We start from the raw sequence: 15,860 nt of genomic DNA, 5'->3' as shown, positions 1-15,860 counted from the left end.
ACGTGGCAGCACCGCAGAACTACCTCGCAGTCATCAAAGTCATCGGTGTCGGCGGCGGTGGTGTCAATGCCATCAACCGGATGATCGAGGTCGGTCTCAAGGGCGTCGAGTTCATCGCCATCAACACCGACGCGCAGGCGCTGTTGATGAGCGACGCAGACGTCAAACTCGACGTCGGCCGCGAACTCACCCGCGGACTCGGCGCCGGAGCCAACCCGGCCGTCGGCCGCAAGGCCGCCGAGGACCACCGCGAGGAGATCGAGGAGGTCCTCAAGGGGGCCGACATGGTCTTCGTGACCGCCGGTGAGGGCGGCGGCACCGGCACCGGCGGCGCGCCGGTCGTGGCCAACATCGCGCGCTCCCTGGGCGCCCTCACCATCGGCGTGGTCACCCGCCCGTTCACCTTCGAGGGCCGGCGCCGCGCCAACCAGGCCGAGGACGGCATCGCCGAACTCCGCGAAGAGGTCGACACCCTCATCGTCATCCCGAACGACCGGCTGCTGTCCATCTCGGACCGCCAGGTCTCCGTCCTCGACGCCTTCAAGTCGGCCGACCAGGTCCTGCTCTCCGGTGTCCAGGGCATCACCGACCTGATCACCACGCCCGGTCTGATCAACCTCGACTTCGCCGACGTCAAGTCCGTGATGTCCGAGGCCGGTTCGGCCCTGATGGGCATCGGCTCGGCCCGCGGCGACGACCGCGCGGTGGCCGCGGCCGAGATGGCGATCTCCTCGCCGCTCCTGGAGGCGTCCATCGACGGCGCCCGTGGTGTGCTGCTCTCCATCTCCGGCGGCTCCGACCTCGGCCTGTTCGAGATCAACGAGGCGGCCCAGCTGGTCAGCGAGGCCGCCCACCCCGAGGCCAACATCATCTTCGGCGCGGTCATCGACGACGCCCTCGGCGACGAGGTCCGGGTCACGGTCATCGCGGCCGGCTTCGACGGGGGCCAGCCCCCGACCCGCCGGGACAACGTCCTCGGTTCGACCTCGACCTCGGCCCGCCGCGAGGAGCCGACTCCGGTACGGCAGACCGAGTCCCGCCCGTCCTTCGGTTCGCTCGGCAGCGTCACGCCGAAGGAGGACCTGGAGCCCGCGCCCGAGCCGGCCGCCGACCTCCCGGTCTCCCCGCCGGTCCCGCCGTCCCGGTCCTACACGGACAGCGCGGCCGAGGAACTGGACGTACCGGACTTCCTGAAGTGATAGGACAGCGCTCCGGAACGGGCACTGTGAACGGCGCGCACTTCGCTTTCACCGACAGGTGGGGCGGGGTGAGCGCCGTTCCGTACGAGGAGCTCAACCTCGGCGGAGCGGTCGGCGACGACCCGGACGCCGTACGGGCCAATCGTGAACTGGCCGCCAAGTCGCTGGGTCTTGACCCGGCCGACGTGGTCTGGATGAACCAGGTGCACGGCAACGACGTCGCCGTGGTCGACGGACCGTGGGGCGACCGGCCCGTGCCCGAGGTCGACGCGGTCGTCACGGCACGGCGGGGTCTCGCGCTCGCCGTCCTCACCGCCGACTGCACGCCGGTCCTGCTCGCCGACCCGGTCGCCGGGGTCGTCGCCGCGGCCCACGCGGGCCGGCCCGGCATGGTCGCCGGCGTCGTCCCGGCCGCGCTACGCGCGATGACCGAACTCGGCGCCGACCCCGCCCGGATCGTCGCCCGCACCGGGCCGGCGGTCTGCGGCCGGTGCTACGAGGTGCCGGCGGAGATGCGGGCCGACGTGGCCGCCGTCGAACCGGCGGCGTACTCCGAGACGAGTTGGGGTACACCCGCGGTCGACGTGACCGCCGGAGTGCATGCCCAGCTGGAACGGCTCGGGGTGCGCGACCGGGAGCAGTCTCCGGTGTGCACGCTGGAGTCGGCCGATCACTTCTCGTACCGCCGCGATCGCACCACGGGGCGACTCGCGGGATATGTCTGGCTGGACTGAGGGGCATGACGGACCGTAAGGACGAACTCGCCGAAAACCTGGCGAAGGTGGAGCGTCGTATCGCCGATGCGTGCGCGGCCGCCGGGCGGGGGCGCGAGGAGGTGACCCTGATCGTGGTCACCAAGACCTATCCCGCGAGCGATGTGCGGATCCTGTCGGAGCTCGGTGTGCGGCACGTGGCCGAGAACAAGGACCAGGACGCGGCCCCCAAGGCCGCCGAATGCTCGGATCTGCCGCTGACTTGGCACTTCGTGGGGCAGCTGCAGACCAACAAGGCTCGTTCGGTGGCCGGTTATGCGGATATGGTGCAGTCCGTCGACCGGGCCCGGCTGGTCACGGCGCTCTCCAAGGAAGCGGAGCGGCAGGGGCGCGAGCTCGGCTGTCTGGTCCAGGTCGCACTCGACGCGGAGGCGAGCGGGCGCGGGGAGCGCGGGGGCGTGGGACCCGGCGGAATCGAGGAGTTGGCCGAACTCGTGGCCGCGGCACCGGGGCTGCGGCTGGCGGGTCTGATGACCGTCGCGCCGCTCACCGGCGAGTACGCGGGACGCGAACTGGCGGCGTTCGAGCGGTTGATGGATTTGTCGACCGACCTGCGCCGAATCCATCCGGCTGCGAACATGGTCTCGGCAGGAATGAGTGCGGACCTCGAACAGGCCGTGGCGGCCGGAGCGACACATGTGCGCGTCGGCACCGCGGTACTCGGAGTCCGCCCGAGGCTCGGGTAACGTCGCCAAGAAGTCGGACCACAGCAGAAAATATGGTCAATGCCGCCGGAAGGCGGGCGTAACGACCTCGTGGATCGCGGGCACTTGGCAGTCGTCAGCCGATCCACCACAGAGCGGAGGACTCAGAGCATGGCCGGCGCGATGCGCAAGATGGCGGTCTACCTCGGCCTCGTGGAGGACGATGGGTACGACGGCCGGGGTTTCGACCCCGATGACGACTTCGAGCCCGAACTCGACCCTGAGCCGGAGCGCGACCACCGACGGCACGAGCCGTCGCACCAGGCGCACGTCGCACATCAGTCCCAAAGGGACGAAGAGGTACGAGTCGTGCAACCGCCCGCGCCGCGCGAACCGGTCGCCCGTTCCGCTTCGCTACCCGCGGAATCCGGCCGTCCGGCGCGCATTGCGCCCGTGGCGTCCATCACACAAGAACGCGCAAGCCTGGAGAAGAACGCACCGGTGATCATGCCCAAGGTCGTGTCCGAACGAGAGCCTTACCGGATCACCACACTTCACCCGCGGACCTACAACGAGGCCCGTACCATCGGGGAACACTTCCGTGAGGGCACCCCGGTGATCATGAATCTGACTGAGATGGATGACACAGACGCCAAGCGACTTGTCGACTTTGCGGCCGGTTTGGTGTTTGGTCTTCACGGCAGCATCGAGCGGGTGACGCAGAAGGTGTTCCTGTTGTCGCCTGCTAACGTCGATGTCACGGCGGAGGACAAGGCCCGTATCGCAGAGGGCGGGTTCTTCAACCAGAGCTGAGAAGTACAACCGGAACGAAGCGTGAAACAGGGGAGAGGGAAGCACAGTCCATGAGCGTGTTCGCGCAGGTGCTCTACATCGCGCTGATGGTTTTTCTCGTCGTGCTGATCTTCCGGCTCGTCATGGACTACGTGTTCCAGTTCGCCCGCTCGTGGCAACCCGGCAAGGCGATGGTGGTCGTACTGGAGGCCACCTACACTGTCACCGACCCACCGCTCAAGCTTCTGCGGCGGTTCATCCCGCCGCTGCGCCTCGGGGGCGTGGCGCTCGACCTGTCCTTCTTCGTACTGATGATCATCGTCTACATCCTCATCACTATCACGCAGAACTTCGTGGGGTGAATGTGGACGATACGGTCTTGCCGACTGCCGATGACTACGTTGAGGTGAAGAGATGCCGTTGACCCCCGAGGACGTGCGGAACAAGCAGTTCACGACCGTCCGCCTCCGAGAAGGCTATGACGAGGACGAGGTCGATGCCTTCCTCGACGAGGTCGAAGCCGAACTGACCCGCCTGCTCCGGGAGAACGAGGACCTGCGCGCCAAACTGGCCGCGGCGACGCGTGCTGCTGCCCAGAACCAGCAGAACATGCGCAAGCCCCCGGAGGGCCCCGGCGGTCCCGGTCCGCAGGACCAGGGACAGGGCATGCCCCAGGGCGGTATGCCGCAGCAGGGGATGCCCCAGCAGGGCATGCGCGGTCCGGGTGCCCCTGTGCCGGCCGGGATATCGGGCCCGCCGCAGCAGCAGATGGGCGGCCCCATGGGTGGCCCGCCCCAGCTGCCGAGCGGTGCGCCGCAGCTGCCCGCCGGTCCCGGTGGACAGGGCGGCCCGCAGGGTCCCGGCCCGATGGGCCAGGGTCCGATGGGTCCCGGCCCCATGCAGCAGATGGGCGGCCCCATGGGTGGCCCGCCGCAGATGCAGCAGCAGATGGGCGGCCCGATGGGTGGCCCCATGGGCGGTCCGATGGGCGGCCCCGGCCAGGGTCCCGGTGGCGACAGCGCCGCGCGCGTCCTCTCGCTGGCCCAGCAGACCGCCGACCAGGCGATCGCCGAGGCCCGTTCCGAGGCCAACAAGATCGTGGGCGAGGCGCGTTCGCGTGCCGAGGGCCTCGAGCGTGACGCCCGTGCCAAGGCCGACGCCCTGGAGCGGGACGCGCAGGAGAAGCACCGCGTCGCGATGGGCTCCCTGGAGTCCGCCCGCGCCACGCTGGAGCGCAAGGTCGAGGACCTGCGTGGCTTCGAGCGCGAGTACCGGACCCGGCTGAAGTCCTACCTGGAGTCGCAGCTGCGTCAGCTGGAGACCCAGGCCGACGACTCGCTGGCTCCGCCGCGCACCCCGGCCACGGCTTCCCTGCCGCCGTCCCCGGCGCCTTCGATGGCCCCGGCCGGCGCGAGCGCCCCGTCCTACGGCGGCCCCCAGGGAATGGGTGCGCCGAGCCCCGCTGCCCCGTCCTACGGCGGCCAGCAGCAGATGTCCCCGGCCATGACCCAGCCCATGGCTCCGGTCCGTCCGCAGGGCCCCGGCCCGATGGGCCAGGCTCCCTCGCCGATGCGCGGGTTCCTGATCGACGAGGACGACAACTGACGGCCGCGGCACGGTAGGTAGTACGCCGTAGGCGTCGGCAGCGTTCAAAGGGGCGAGCCCCGGACTTCGGTCCGGGGCTCGCCCCTTTTACGCGGGTTGAGTCAGCCAAGCTGAACGGGCGTGGGGAACTGTGCGACCAGCCCCCACGCCCCCGCAGTCGCCAATGGCGAGGATCACACCTTCCGAAGGCGGAAGGTGAGCGACAGCCCCTCGTCGGTGAAGGCGGAGCCGTACGTGTCGTCCGCCTCGCCCTGGGCGAAGTCCGTCGCCAGGACCTCGTCGGCGATCAGACCCGTGTGCTCGGTCAGGGCCGCGATGACCGCCGGGTCCGTGGACGTCCAGCGCAGGGCGATCCGGTCCGCCACGTCCAGCCCGCTGTTCTTGCGGGCCTCCTGGATCAGACGGATCGCGTCACGGGCGAGGCCCGCCTGCCGCAGCTCCTCCGTGATCTCCAGGTCCAGCGCCACCGTCGCACCGGAGTCGGAGGCCACCGACCACCCCTCACGCGGGGTCTCTGTGATGATCACCTCATCCGGAGCGAGAGAGACCGTCTCACCGTCGACCTCCACCGACGCCGTGCCTTCCCGGAGCGCCAGCGACAGCGCCGCCGCGTCGGCGTTCGCGACCGCCTTGGCCACGTCCTGCACGCGCTTGCCGAAACGCTTGCCCAGGGCGCGGAAGTTGGCCTTCGCCGTGGTGTCGACCAGCGAGCCGCCGACCTCGGAGAGGGACGCGAGCGAGCTCACGTTCAGCTCCTCCGTGATCTGCGCGTGCAGTTCACGGTCGAGGGTGTCGAAGCCGGTCGCCGCGACGAGCGCGCGGGACAGCGGCTGACGCGTCTTCACGCCCGACTCCGCGCGCGTGGCACGGCCCAGTTCGACGAGCCGGCGGACGAGGACCACCTGCCGCGACAGCTCCGGGTCGATGGCGGAGAGGTCCGCCGCCGGCCAGGTCGCCAGGTGCACCGACTCCGGGGCGCCCGGGGTGACCGGCACGACCAGGTCCTGCCAGACCCGCTCGGTGATGAACGGGGTCAGCGGGGCCATCAGCTTGGTGACCGTCTCCACGACCTCGTGCAGGGTGCGCAGCGCCGCCTTGTCGCCCTGCCAGAAGCGGCGACGGGAGCGGCGGACGTACCAGTTGGAGAGGTCGTCGACGAACGCCGACAGGAGCTTGCCGGCGCGCTGGGTGTCGTACGCCTCCAGAGCCTGTGTCACCTGGTCGGTGAGGGCGTGGAGTTCGGAGAGGAGCCAGCGGTCCAGGACCGGGCGGTCGGCCGGGGCCGGGTCCGCCGCGGACGGCGCCCAGTTGGACGTGCGGGCGTACAGCGCCTGGAAGGCGACTGTGTTCCAGTACGTGAGGAGCGTCTTGCGGACGACCTCCTGGATGGCGCCGTGGCCCACCCTGCGGGCCGCCCACGGGGAGCCGCCGGCCGCCATGAACCAGCGCACCGAGTCCGCGCCGTGGCGGTCCATCAGCGGGATCGGCTCCAGGGTGTTGCCCAGGTGCTTGGACATCTTGCGGCCGTCCTCGGCGAGGATGTGGCCGAGGCAGACCACGTTCTCGTAGGAGGACCTGTCGAAGACCAGGGTGCCGACGGCCATCAGCGTGTAGAACCAGCCGCGGGTCTGGTCGATCGCCTCGGAGATGAACTGCGCCGGGTAGCGGCTCTCGAACAACTCCTTGTTCTTGTGCGGGTAGCCCCACTGCGCGAACGGCATCGAACCCGAGTCGTACCAGGCGTCGATGACCTCCGGCACGCGCGTGGCCGTCTTGGCGCATTTCGGGCAGGCGAAGGTGACCTCGTCGATGTACGGGCGGTGCGGGTCGAGTTCGGACTGGTCGGTGCCGGTCAGCTCGGTGAGCTCCGCGCGGGAGCCTGCCACGGTGAGGTGGTCGTCCTCGCAGCGCCAGATCGGCAGCGGGGTGCCCCAGTAGCGGTTGCGGGACAGCGCCCAGTCGATGTTGTTGTTCAGCCAGTCGCCGTACCGGCCGTGCTTGACCGTGTCCGGGAACCAGTTGGTGTTCTCGTTCTCCTGGAGGAGGCGGTCCTTGACGGCCGTGGTGCGGATGTACCAGGAGGGCTGCGCGTAGTAGAGGAGCGCGGTGTGGCAGCGCCAGCAGTGCGGGTAGCTGTGCTCGTACGGGATGTGCTTGAAGAGGAGGCCGCGCTGCTGGAGGTCCTCGGTGAGCTTTTCGTCCGCCTTCTTGAAGAAGACGCCGCCGACCAGCGGGACGTCCTCCTCGAAGGTGCCGTCCGGGCGGACCGGGTTCACCACCGGCAGGCCGTAGGCGCGGCAGACCTTGAGGTCGTCCTCGCCGAAGGCGGGGGACTGGTGGACCAGACCCGTACCGTCCTCGGTCGTGACGTATTCGGCGTTGACGACGAAATGCGCCGGTTCCGGGAACTCGACGAGCTCGAACGGACGTTGATAGGTCCAGCGCTCCATTTCGGCGCCGGTGAAGGACTGGCCGGTGGGCTCCCAGCCCTCGCCGAGGGACTTGGCGACGAGCGGCTCGGCGACGACGAGCTTCTCCGCACCGTTCGTCACCACGACGTAGGTGACGTCGGGGTGCGCGGCGACCGCCGTGTTGGAGACCAGCGTCCAGGGGGTCGTCGTCCAGACCAGGAGCGCGGCTTCGCCGGCCAGCGGACCGGAGGTGAGGGGGAAACGGACGTACACGGACGGGTCGACGACCGTCTCGTAGCCCTGCGCCAGCTCGTGGTCGGAGAGGCCGGTGCCGCAGCGCGGGCACCAGGGGGCGACGCGGTGGTCCTGGACCAGCAGGCCCTTGTCGAAGATCGTCTTCAGCGACCACCAGACCGACTCGATGTACTCGGGGTCCATCGTGCGGTACGCGTCGTCGAGGTCGGTCCAGTAACCCATGCGGGTCGTGAGCGCCTCGAAGGCGTCCGTGTGGCGGGTCACCGACTCCCGGCACTTCGCGTTGAACTCCGCGATGCCGTACGCCTCGATGTCCTGCTTGCCGCTGAAGCCGAGCTCCTTCTCGACCGCCAGCTCCACCGGGAGGCCGTGGCAGTCCCAGCCGGCCTTGCGGGCCACGTGGTAGCCGCGCATGGTGCGGAAGCGGGGGAAGACGTCCTTGAAGACGCGTGCCTCGATGTGGTGGGCGCCCGGCATGCCGTTGGCGGTGGGCGGGCCCTCGTAGAACACCCACTCGGGGCGGCCCTCGGACTGCTCCAGGGTCTTGGCGAAGATCTTCTGCTCGCGCCAGAAGTCGAGCACCGCGTGCTCGAGCGCGGGCAGGTCGACCTGGGCGGGCACCTGGCGGTACGTCGGCGTTGTCATCAGCGAGCTTCCTCCGGCGGACTTGCTGCCTTCCGTCCGGAGGGACGAGAGTCCGTGCGCCGGTTTCGGCGCGCTCCCGCGGTACCACCCTCCTTGGCCCGCCGACACCTGGTGTGCGTCGGTGAGCCCCCTCATTGGGGTCGCGATGCCGGGTCTACGGGCTCTTGCGGGCCTTCTTCCGGCGGCTCCGGGGTGATCTTCACGTCGCGCTCGCCCCCGGGCTTCCACCGTCCCCGGGTCGCTCTGGGCTGCGTACGCCGCTACTCGTCCCCATCCACGCTTCTCGCTCCGCCCAGTGTACGGCGCCGCGCGGACAGCGGCCGACCGGTTTTCGGGTACCGGGGGCCGGGCCGCCGTACGGCCGGGGATGACCCGAATGGAGCGGTACGCGTGTTCGGATTCTGGGACGGGCGGTCCGGCGGATTACCCCGCGGGGAGCTGGGCACAACGCATGCAGGCTTGCGGAGCGGCATGCGCGAGCCGGGCGAATCGGGCGGTGCGCCCCGTTGCCGCGGGGCTCAAGTCGATTTATCGTCCCAGCACGATTCGCGTGCAAGATCACAATATGTGAAGGGGCCGCGGCCATGGTGGCGAAGAAGACCGCCGTACAGCACTCGGCGACGGGCAGGTCCACGCAGGCATCGGGCGGTGCGGCCAAGGACGTGAGCGGGAAGAAGAGCGCCCAGGGAGGCCCGTCGGCACAGGGGGCGAAGACAGCCGGAGCCGTGAAGCGGGTGCGGGGAGCCCAGGAGGAGGACGGGCCGGAGAGACCGGCCGGCACGAAGAAGGCCGCGGCCGGCAAGAAGGCGGCGGCCAAGAAGGCGGCGGCCAAGAAGGTGGCTGCGAAGAAGACGGCGGCCAAGGGGACGGTCCCGAGGAGGACGGCCGCGAAGAAGACCGTGGCGGCCGAGGAGACGGCGGCGGTGACGGCCCCGGTCAAGAAGGCGGTGGCCAAGAAAGCGGCCGCCAAGAAGGTGGTCGCGAAGAAGACGGCCACCAAAGAGGTGGTCGCGAAGAGGACGGCCACCAAGGAGGCGGTCGCGAAGAAGGCGGCCGTCGAAGGGGCCCCGGTCGGGAAGAGCGCGGCCAAGAAGAGCAAGAGCACGGCCAAGAAGGCGGGCGCGGCGCAGGCCGCGGAGCAGACGGGAGCCACGACGGTGGTTGCGAAGAAGACTCCTGGCACGGCCACGGCGGCGAAGACCGCCGTACCCAAGGCTCGCGTCGCCGCGGCGGTGGAGCCGGGCGAACTTGCCGTGCGCCCCGGTGAGGACCCCTGGACCCCGGAGGAGGTCGAGGAGGCGCGGGCCGAGCTGCAGTCGGAGGCGCTGCGGCTGCGCGCCGAGATCACGTCCTCCGAGGACGCGCTCCAGGGCCTGATGCGGGACTCCGGGGACGGCGCCGGCGACGACCAGGCGGACACCGGCACCAAGAACATCACGCGCGAGCACGAGCTCGCCCTCGCGGCCAACGCGCGCGAGATGCTCACCCAGACCGAGCACGCCCTGGTGCGGCTCGACGAGGGCACGTACGGTCTCTGCGAGAACTGCGGCAACGCGATCGGCAAGGCCAGGATGCAGGCGTTCCCGCGGGCCACCCTGTGCGTCGAGTGCAAGCAGAAGCAGGAACGCCGGTACTGAGGGTCCCCGGAGGCGTGCCGTACCCTCGTGCTCAGTCAGGTACCTAGGTTGAGGGACTCACGTGGCAGAGGCGGAGCGCATCATCGGTACGCCGGATACCCCAGAGGCGGCGGGGGCCGAGCCGGAGCAGGATGCGGCGGTACAGCCCAGGGGCAGGCGTCGGATCGCCGTGCTGTTCGCGGTGGCCACGTTCGCGTACCTGCTCGACCTGGGCAGCAAGCTGCTCGTGGTCGCCAAGCTGGAGCACCACGCGCCGATCGAGATCATCGGGGACTGGCTGAGGTTCGAGGCGATCCGCAACGCGGGCGCGGCCTTCGGCTTCGGGGAGGCCTTCACCGTGATCTTCACGGTGATCGCGGCGGCCGTGATCGTGGTGATCGCGCGCCTCGCCCGCAAGCTGTACAGCCTGCCCTGGGCGATCGCGCTCGGTCTGCTGCTCGGCGGTGCGCTGGGCAACCTCACCGACCGGATCTTCCGCTCGCCGGGCGTCTTCGAGGGCGCGGTGGTCGACTTCATCGCCCCGAAGGGCTTCGCGGTCTTCAACCTTGCCGACTCGGCGATCGTGTGCGGCGGCATCCTGATCGTGCTGCTGTCCTTCAAGGGACTGGACCCGGACGGGACCGTCCACAAGGACTGAGCCTCCGGTTCCGGCCGGTCCGGGGTTTTCCACAGGCTCGTTCGGGGGCGTCGGTGCTGTCCGGCATACTCGACGGGTGAGCACAGTTCCCGAGATCCGTACCCTGCCCGTGCCCGACGGCCTGGAGGGCGAGCGCGTCGACGCCGCCATCTCCCGCATGTTCGGCTTCTCCCGTACGAAGGCCGCGGAGCTCGCCGCGTCGGGGAAGGTCACGGTCGACGGCTCGGTGGTCGGGAAGTCCGAGCGGGTGCACGGCGGAGCCTGGCTCGAGGTCGAGATGCCGCAGGCGCCCGCGCCCGTGCAGATCGTCGCGGAGCCGGTCGAGGGCATGGAGATCGTGTACGACGACGATGACGTGCTCGTGATCGTCAAGCCGGTGGGCGTGGCCGCGCACCCGTCGCCGGGCTGGACCGGGCCGACGGTCATCGGGGGCCTCGCCGCCGCCGGGTACCGGATCTCCACCTCCGGGGCCGCCGAGCGCCAGGGCATCGTGCACCGGCTCGACGTCGGCACCTCCGGGCTGATGACGGTCGCCAAGTCCGAGCGCGCGTACACCTCCCTCAAGCGGCAGTTCAAGGAGCGCACGGTCGACAAGCGCTACCACACGCTGGTGCAGGGCCACCCGGACCCGACCAGCGGCACCATCGACGCGCCCATCGGCCGCCACCCCAACCACGACTACAAGTGGGCGGTCACCGCCGAGGGCAAGCCCTCCGTCACGCACTACGACCTCATCGAGGCCTTCCGCGCCGCCTCCCTGCTCGACGTGAAGCTGGAGACCGGCCGCACCCACCAGATCCGCGTCCACATGGCCGCCCACCGCCACCCCTGCGTCGGCGACCTCACCTACGGCGCCGACCCGACCCTCGCCAAGCGGCTGCACCTGACCCGGCAGTGGCTGCACGCCGTGCGGCTGGGCTTCGAGCACCCCGGGGACGGACAGTGGGTGGAGTTCGAGAGCGACTACCCGGCCGACCTCCAGAAGGCGCTGGACCAGGTCCGCGAGGAGACCTACGGATGAGCACGCGCGCGTACGCGGTGCGCGTCGCCGAGGAACCGGCCGACCTGGAGGCCTGCTTCGCCGTACGCAAGGAGGTCTTCGTCGGCGAGCAGGGGGTGCCCGAGGATCTGGAGTACGACGAGTACGACGCCGTGGCGGTGCATGTGCTGGCCGTGCGGGAGGACGGGACGCCGCTCGGGACCGGGCGGCTGCTGCACGGCGCGTCGGCCGCGGCGAAGGTCGGCGGTGACCTGACGGTGGGGTCGCTCGGGCGGCTCGCGGTCGCCCAGGAGGCGCGCGGGCTGGGTGTCGGCGTGGCGCTGGTGCGGGCCATCGAGGACGCGGCACGCGCGCGTGGGCTCGCGGCGGTGGACCTGCACGCGCAGACGCATGCGCTGGGGTTCTACGAGCGGCTGGGGTACGAGGCGTACGGGCCGGAGTACCCGGAGGCGGGGATACCGCACCGGGCGATGCGGCGCGCTCTGTAGCCGGGGTTCCGAAAGCGCTGGTGGGATCGGTGGCGTGGCAGGCTTGAGGCCTGCCCGTCGTACGTCGATCTGCTCGGAGTGCTGACCGTGGATCAGTTGGCCCTGCTGTTCGTGCTGTTGCTCGGGGCCGTGGTGAGCGTCCCAGTGGGGGACCGGTTCGGGTTGCCGGCACCGGTGCTGATGACCCTGCTCGGGATCGCGCTCGCGGTGGCCGACTTCGTGCCGAACGTCAACATCCCGCCGGACCTGATCCTGCCCCTGCTGCTGCCGCCCCTGCTGTACGCGGCCGTGCGACGGACCTCCTGGCGGCAGTTCGCGGCCAACGTCCGGCCGATCTTCCTGCTGGCGGTGGCACTGGTCTTCGTCACCACACTCTGCGTGGCCGTCACGGCGAACGCGATCGTGCCCGGTCTGCCCGTCGCCGCCGCGGTGGCGCTCGGCGCGCTGGTCGCCCCGCCCGACCCGGTCGCCGCGACCGCCGTCGCGGGCCAACTCGGGCTGCCCCGCCGACTGGTGTCCATCCTGGAGGGGGAGGGCCTCTTCAACGACGTGACGGCCATCGTGCTGTACCACGTCGCCGTCGCGGCGGCCGTCAGCGGCGAGTTCCATCCGGGGCGGGCCGCGCTCGACCTGGTGCTGTCCGCCGTCGTCGCGGTCGCCGTGGGCGTCGTCCTGGGCTGGGGCGCCAACAAGCTGCTCGACCTGCTGGGCGACGCGACCCTCCAGGTCGGCCTGACCCTGCTGGTGCCGTACGCCTCGTACGTCCTCGCGGAGGAGCTGCACGGCTCCGGGGTGCTCGCCGTGCTCACCACCGCACTGTTCCTCGCCGAGTACGCCACCGACCCCGACGACGTGCTGACCCGGCTCGCCGGACACACCTTCTGGGACATCGTCGACACCCTCGTCACCGGCGTCGCCTTCGGGCTGATCGGTCTGGAGCTGCACAACGCGATCCGTACGGCGTCCGGGCGGTGGGGCGAGATGCTCGGCTGGTCCGCGGCCGTCCTGGGGGTGGTCGTCCTCGTACGCCTGGTCTGGCTGCTGCCGGCGACCTGGCTCACCAAGCGGCTGCACGCCAGGCGGGACCACGACGAGGACATCCCGATGAGCTGGCGGGAGACCGTCGTCATGTGGTGGTCGGGGATGCGGGGCGTGGCCTCGGTGGCGCTGGCGCTGGCGATTCCGCTGAAGACGGACGACGGCTCGGCCTTTCCCGACCGGGACGAGATCGTGTTCGTCGCGTTCGGCGTGATCATGGGCACCCTGGTGTTGCAGGGGCTGACCCTGCCGTGGCTGGTCAGGAAGCTCGGGGTGCAGGCCGACACGGAGCGCGAGAAGCAGTTCGAGCGGGAACTCGCGGTGCGCGCGGCCAAGGCCGCCAAGCGCAGGCTCCGGGAGATCGAGGAGGTCGAGGAGCTGCCGGAGGAGCTGTCCGAGCAGATGCTGCGGCGGGCTTTCGAGATCGGGGTGCGGATCAGTCCGGACATGGGGGAGGAGGAGCGGCGGGAGGCGCACGACATGCGGGTACGGCGGCTCAAGCGGATGCGGCGGATCCAGGGGGAGCTGCTGAGCGCGGCGCGGCATGAGGTGCTGGCGGCGCGGAGTGAGGCGGGGGCCGACCCCGAGATCGTGGACCGGGTGCTGCGGCATCTTGATGTGCGTAGTCTGAGGTGATCTCCCACCCGCGCACCGCCTGTTTCCAGTTGGCTGAGAAGTGGGCCTCTCCGGTGGGGGTTGATCGCCGTCGGCGGCTGCGGGTGCCTAGGGTTGAATCATGGCTCGCAATGTGGTGATCAGCGGTGGTGGTACGGGGATCGGGCTCGCGGCGGCGCAGGTGTTCGCCGCGGACGGGGATCGGGTTCTGTTGCTGGGGCGACGGGCCGAAGTGCTGGAGAAGGCCGGGGTGCCGGGGGCGTTGACGTATGCCGCCGATCTGAGTGAGCCGGCCGGTGTACGGGGGGTCGTCGAGCTCGTCGCCCGGGAGTTCGGGGCCGTGGACGTGCTGATCCACAGTGCCGGTGGGGCCGGGCATCTGGAGGCGCCGGCGGCGAGCGAGGATCCGCTCGACCGGGTGCTGCACAACTGGACCGTCAACTTCCGGATCAACACCCTCACCGCGGCCCTGCTGACCGAGGGGTTGAAGGACCGGCTCGCCTCGCCGGGCGGCCGGGTGCTGTTCGTCAGCTCGATCGCCGCGTACCGGGGGTCCGGGAGCGGGGCGTACGCGGGGGCGAAGGCCGCGCTGCATCCGTACGCCCATGATCTGGCGCGGGAGTTGGGGCCGCGCGGGATCACCGCGAACGTGGTGGCGCCGGGCTACATCGAGGAGACCGAGTTCTTCGGGCCCGCGATCGACCCGGCCCGGCGCGAGCGGCTGATCGGCGACACTCTGAACCGGCGCGCCGGCACTCCCGGCGACGTGGCGGCGACCCTGCACTGGCTCGCCTCACCGGGGGCGGGGCACGTCACCTCGCAGGTCGTCCAGGTCAACGGGGGCGCCGAGCGCGGGCATTGAGTCCCGTACCGAGCGGCGTACCGTCTCAGCCGCGTCCCGTCCGCGGTGGTTCGTGGGCGCGGCGGGCCACCACGCCGTCCGGATCGGGACGGGGCACCCGGCCGTCCGTTGAGGCGGTGGGGGCCGGCCAACCCGGGGGCAGGGCCGCGTCGGCCGTGTTGACGCGGGGAAGGGCGTACGGGTGCTCCTCGCAGAGCCAGCCGATCATCCGCTCGCGCACCGTGACCCGTACCGTCCAGACGTCGTCCGCGTCCTTGGCCGTCACCAGGGCGCGGACCTGGATGGTGTTCGGCGTCGCGTCGGTGACCGCGATGCCGTAGTCGCGGCCGTCCCAGGCCGGGCACTCCCGCAGGATGTCGCGGAGCTGCTCGCGCATCGCCTCGATCGGCGCCGAGTGGTCCAGGTGCCAGAAGACGATGCCGGTCATCTGCGGGGTGCCCCGCGACCAGTTCTCGAAGGGCTTCGAGGTGAAGTACGACACCGGCATGGTGATCCGGCGCTCGTCCCAGGTCCGCACGGTCAGGAACGTCAGGGTGATCTCCTCGACCGTGCCCCACTCGCCGTCCACCACCACGGTGTCGCCGATCCGCACCATGTCGCCGAAGGCGATCTGCAGCCCGGCGAACATGTTGGCGAGGGTGGACTGCGCGGCGACACCGGCGACGATGCCCAGGATGCCGGCCGAGGCCAGCAGCGAGGCACCGGCCGCGCGCATCGCCGGGAAGGTCAGCAGCATCGCGGCGACCGCCACCACGCCGACGATCGCCGTCACCACGCGCATGATCAGCGTCACCTGGGTGCGCACCCGGCGGACCCGGGCGGCGTCCTGGTGCACGCGCGCGTAACGGGTGTACGTCGACTCGACGACCGCGGCCGCGATGCTCACCACCAGCCAGGCCGTGGCCCCGATCAGCACCAGCGTCAGTGCCTGGCCGACGGCGGCGCTGTGCTCCCGCGTCAGCTTCGCCTGGTCGTAGGAGCCTCTGAGCATCGCCGAGCACAGCACCAGTTGGTACGGCACCCGGCCGCGGCGCAGCAGACCCCACAGCGGGGTCTCGCCGTGCCGCCCGTCGGCCTTGCGCAGCAGCAGATCGGTGACCCAGCCGATGAGCAGCGTGAGCACCACCGAGCCACCGATCACGATCAGTGGGCGGAGTACGTTCTCCATGCCTTCGAACCTAACCGGCGGCGGGCGGTCATGAACATGGGGGCCGGTGGACCGGGCTCCGGGCGTTGTCGGTACCGGCTGGCACCATGGC

Annotated in this window: 14 protein-coding genes; 12 read left to right on the top strand and 2 right to left on the bottom strand. The window is 70.6% G+C overall.

Annotation, left to right across the window (positions count from 1 at the left end; genetic code table 11):
* The first annotated feature begins 2 nt into the window (after positions 1 to 2).
* The 6 genes from ftsZ to ACQEWB_RS12925 all read left to right on the top strand — a co-directional run bounded on the left by ftsZ (position 3) and on the right by ACQEWB_RS12925 (position 5,013).
* Positions 3 to 1,199 (top strand): cell division protein FtsZ, encoded by a 1,197-nt coding sequence (gene ftsZ / locus ACQEWB_RS12950; protein ID WP_432830294.1) that lies wholly within the window; start codon positions 3 to 5, stop codon positions 1,197 to 1,199.
* Positions 1,196 to 1,933, top strand: a complete 738-nt coding sequence (pgeF, locus tag ACQEWB_RS12945; protein WP_432830292.1) for a peptidoglycan editing factor PgeF — start codon at positions 1,196 to 1,198, stop codon at positions 1,931 to 1,933. Before ftsZ ends, pgeF begins: the two co-directional genes overlap by 4 nt.
* Before the next feature lie 5 nt (positions 1,934 to 1,938).
* On the top strand, positions 1,939 to 2,658 hold the full coding sequence (locus ACQEWB_RS12940) for a YggS family pyridoxal phosphate-dependent enzyme (RefSeq protein WP_432830290.1): 720 nt from the start codon (positions 1,939 to 1,941) through the stop codon (positions 2,656 to 2,658).
* A gap of 129 nt (positions 2,659 to 2,787) precedes the next feature.
* On the top strand, positions 2,788 to 3,429 hold the full coding sequence (locus ACQEWB_RS12935; RefSeq protein WP_432830288.1) for a cell division protein SepF: 642 nt from the start codon (positions 2,788 to 2,790) through the stop codon (positions 3,427 to 3,429).
* A 50-nt stretch (positions 3,430 to 3,479) separates the two neighbouring features.
* Complete coding sequence (locus ACQEWB_RS12930) at positions 3,480 to 3,770, top strand: YggT family protein (RefSeq protein WP_432830286.1); 291 nt, start codon at positions 3,480 to 3,482, stop codon at positions 3,768 to 3,770.
* Positions 3,771 to 3,822: 52 nt separating this feature from the next.
* Positions 3,823 to 5,013 (top strand): DivIVA domain-containing protein, encoded by a 1,191-nt coding sequence (locus ACQEWB_RS12925; RefSeq protein ID WP_432830284.1) that lies wholly within the window; start codon positions 3,823 to 3,825, stop codon positions 5,011 to 5,013.
* 173 nt (positions 5,014 to 5,186) lie between these two features.
* Here the strand turns inward: ACQEWB_RS12925 and ileS are convergent, their stop codons facing one another.
* The gene (gene ileS / locus ACQEWB_RS12920; protein ID WP_432830282.1) at positions 5,187 to 8,324 is read right to left on the bottom strand and encodes an isoleucine--tRNA ligase; all 3,138 of its coding nucleotides are present in this window, start codon (positions 8,322 to 8,324) and stop codon (positions 5,187 to 5,189) included.
* A gap of 584 nt (positions 8,325 to 8,908) precedes the next feature.
* Between ileS and ACQEWB_RS12915 the strand changes: the two genes are divergently transcribed.
* From ACQEWB_RS12915 to ACQEWB_RS12890, 6 genes are all read left to right on the top strand, one after another.
* Complete coding sequence (locus tag ACQEWB_RS12915; protein WP_432830280.1) at positions 8,909 to 9,961, top strand: TraR/DksA family transcriptional regulator; 1,053 nt, start codon at positions 8,909 to 8,911, stop codon at positions 9,959 to 9,961.
* Between the two features lie 61 nt (positions 9,962 to 10,022).
* Positions 10,023 to 10,598, top strand: coding sequence for a signal peptidase II (lspA, locus tag ACQEWB_RS12910; RefSeq protein ID WP_432830278.1), 576 nt, complete (start codon positions 10,023 to 10,025; stop codon positions 10,596 to 10,598).
* A gap of 76 nt (positions 10,599 to 10,674) precedes the next feature.
* On the top strand, positions 10,675 to 11,619 hold the full coding sequence (locus ACQEWB_RS12905; protein ID WP_432830276.1) for an RluA family pseudouridine synthase: 945 nt from the start codon (positions 10,675 to 10,677) through the stop codon (positions 11,617 to 11,619).
* Entirely contained in the window at positions 11,616 to 12,086 is a 471-nt protein-coding gene (locus tag ACQEWB_RS12900) for a GNAT family N-acetyltransferase (protein ID WP_432830274.1), read from the top strand. The genes ACQEWB_RS12905 and ACQEWB_RS12900 overlap by 4 nt, the downstream gene beginning before the upstream one ends.
* Positions 12,087 to 12,173: 87 nt before the next feature.
* A complete protein-coding gene (locus ACQEWB_RS12895) occupies positions 12,174 to 13,760 on the top strand; it encodes a Na+/H+ antiporter (RefSeq protein WP_432830272.1) in 1,587 nt (528 codons plus the stop codon).
* Positions 13,761 to 13,860: 100 nt separating this feature from the next.
* Complete coding sequence (locus tag ACQEWB_RS12890) at positions 13,861 to 14,601, top strand: SDR family NAD(P)-dependent oxidoreductase (protein WP_432830270.1); 741 nt, start codon at positions 13,861 to 13,863, stop codon at positions 14,599 to 14,601.
* A gap of 25 nt (positions 14,602 to 14,626) precedes the next feature.
* Here the strand turns inward: ACQEWB_RS12890 and ACQEWB_RS12885 are convergent, their stop codons facing one another.
* Entirely contained in the window at positions 14,627 to 15,769 is a 1,143-nt protein-coding gene (locus ACQEWB_RS12885; RefSeq protein WP_432830268.1) for a mechanosensitive ion channel family protein, read from the bottom strand.
* Positions 15,770 to 15,860: the final 91 nt, after the last annotated feature.

The organism is Streptomyces sp. CA-249302 (assembly GCF_050936785.1).
In the GTDB taxonomy this organism is placed as follows: Bacteria; Actinomycetota; Actinomycetes; order Streptomycetales; family Streptomycetaceae; genus Streptomyces.
The sequence above is the reverse complement of the archived record's forward strand: the minus strand, read 5'-3'. Positions and strand labels throughout refer to the sequence as shown.

Bases quoted from the DNA above. Each gene is read 5' to 3' on its own strand.
- ACQEWB_RS12940 (WP_432830290.1), top strand. From the start codon at position 1,939: ATGACGGACCGTAAGGACGAACTCGCCGAAAACCTGGCGAAGGTGGAG.
- ACQEWB_RS12935 (WP_432830288.1), top strand. From the start codon at position 2,788: ATGGCCGGCGCGATGCGCAAGATGGCGGTCTACCTCGGCCTCGTGGAG.
- ACQEWB_RS12930 (WP_432830286.1), top strand. From the start codon at position 3,480: ATGAGCGTGTTCGCGCAGGTGCTCTACATCGCGCTGATGGTTTTTCTC.
- ACQEWB_RS12925 (WP_432830284.1), top strand. From the start codon at position 3,823: ATGCCGTTGACCCCCGAGGACGTGCGGAACAAGCAGTTCACGACCGTC.
- ileS (WP_432830282.1), bottom strand. From the start codon at position 8,324: ATGACAACGCCGACGTACCGCCAGGTGCCCGCCCAGGTCGACCTGCCC.
- ACQEWB_RS12915 (WP_432830280.1), top strand. From the start codon at position 8,909: ATGGTGGCGAAGAAGACCGCCGTACAGCACTCGGCGACGGGCAGGTCC.
- ACQEWB_RS12900 (WP_432830274.1), top strand. From the start codon at position 11,616: ATGAGCACGCGCGCGTACGCGGTGCGCGTCGCCGAGGAACCGGCCGAC.
- ACQEWB_RS12890 (WP_432830270.1), top strand. From the start codon at position 13,861: ATGGCTCGCAATGTGGTGATCAGCGGTGGTGGTACGGGGATCGGGCTC.
- ACQEWB_RS12885 (WP_432830268.1), bottom strand. From the start codon at position 15,769: ATGGAGAACGTACTCCGCCCACTGATCGTGATCGGTGGCTCGGTGGTG.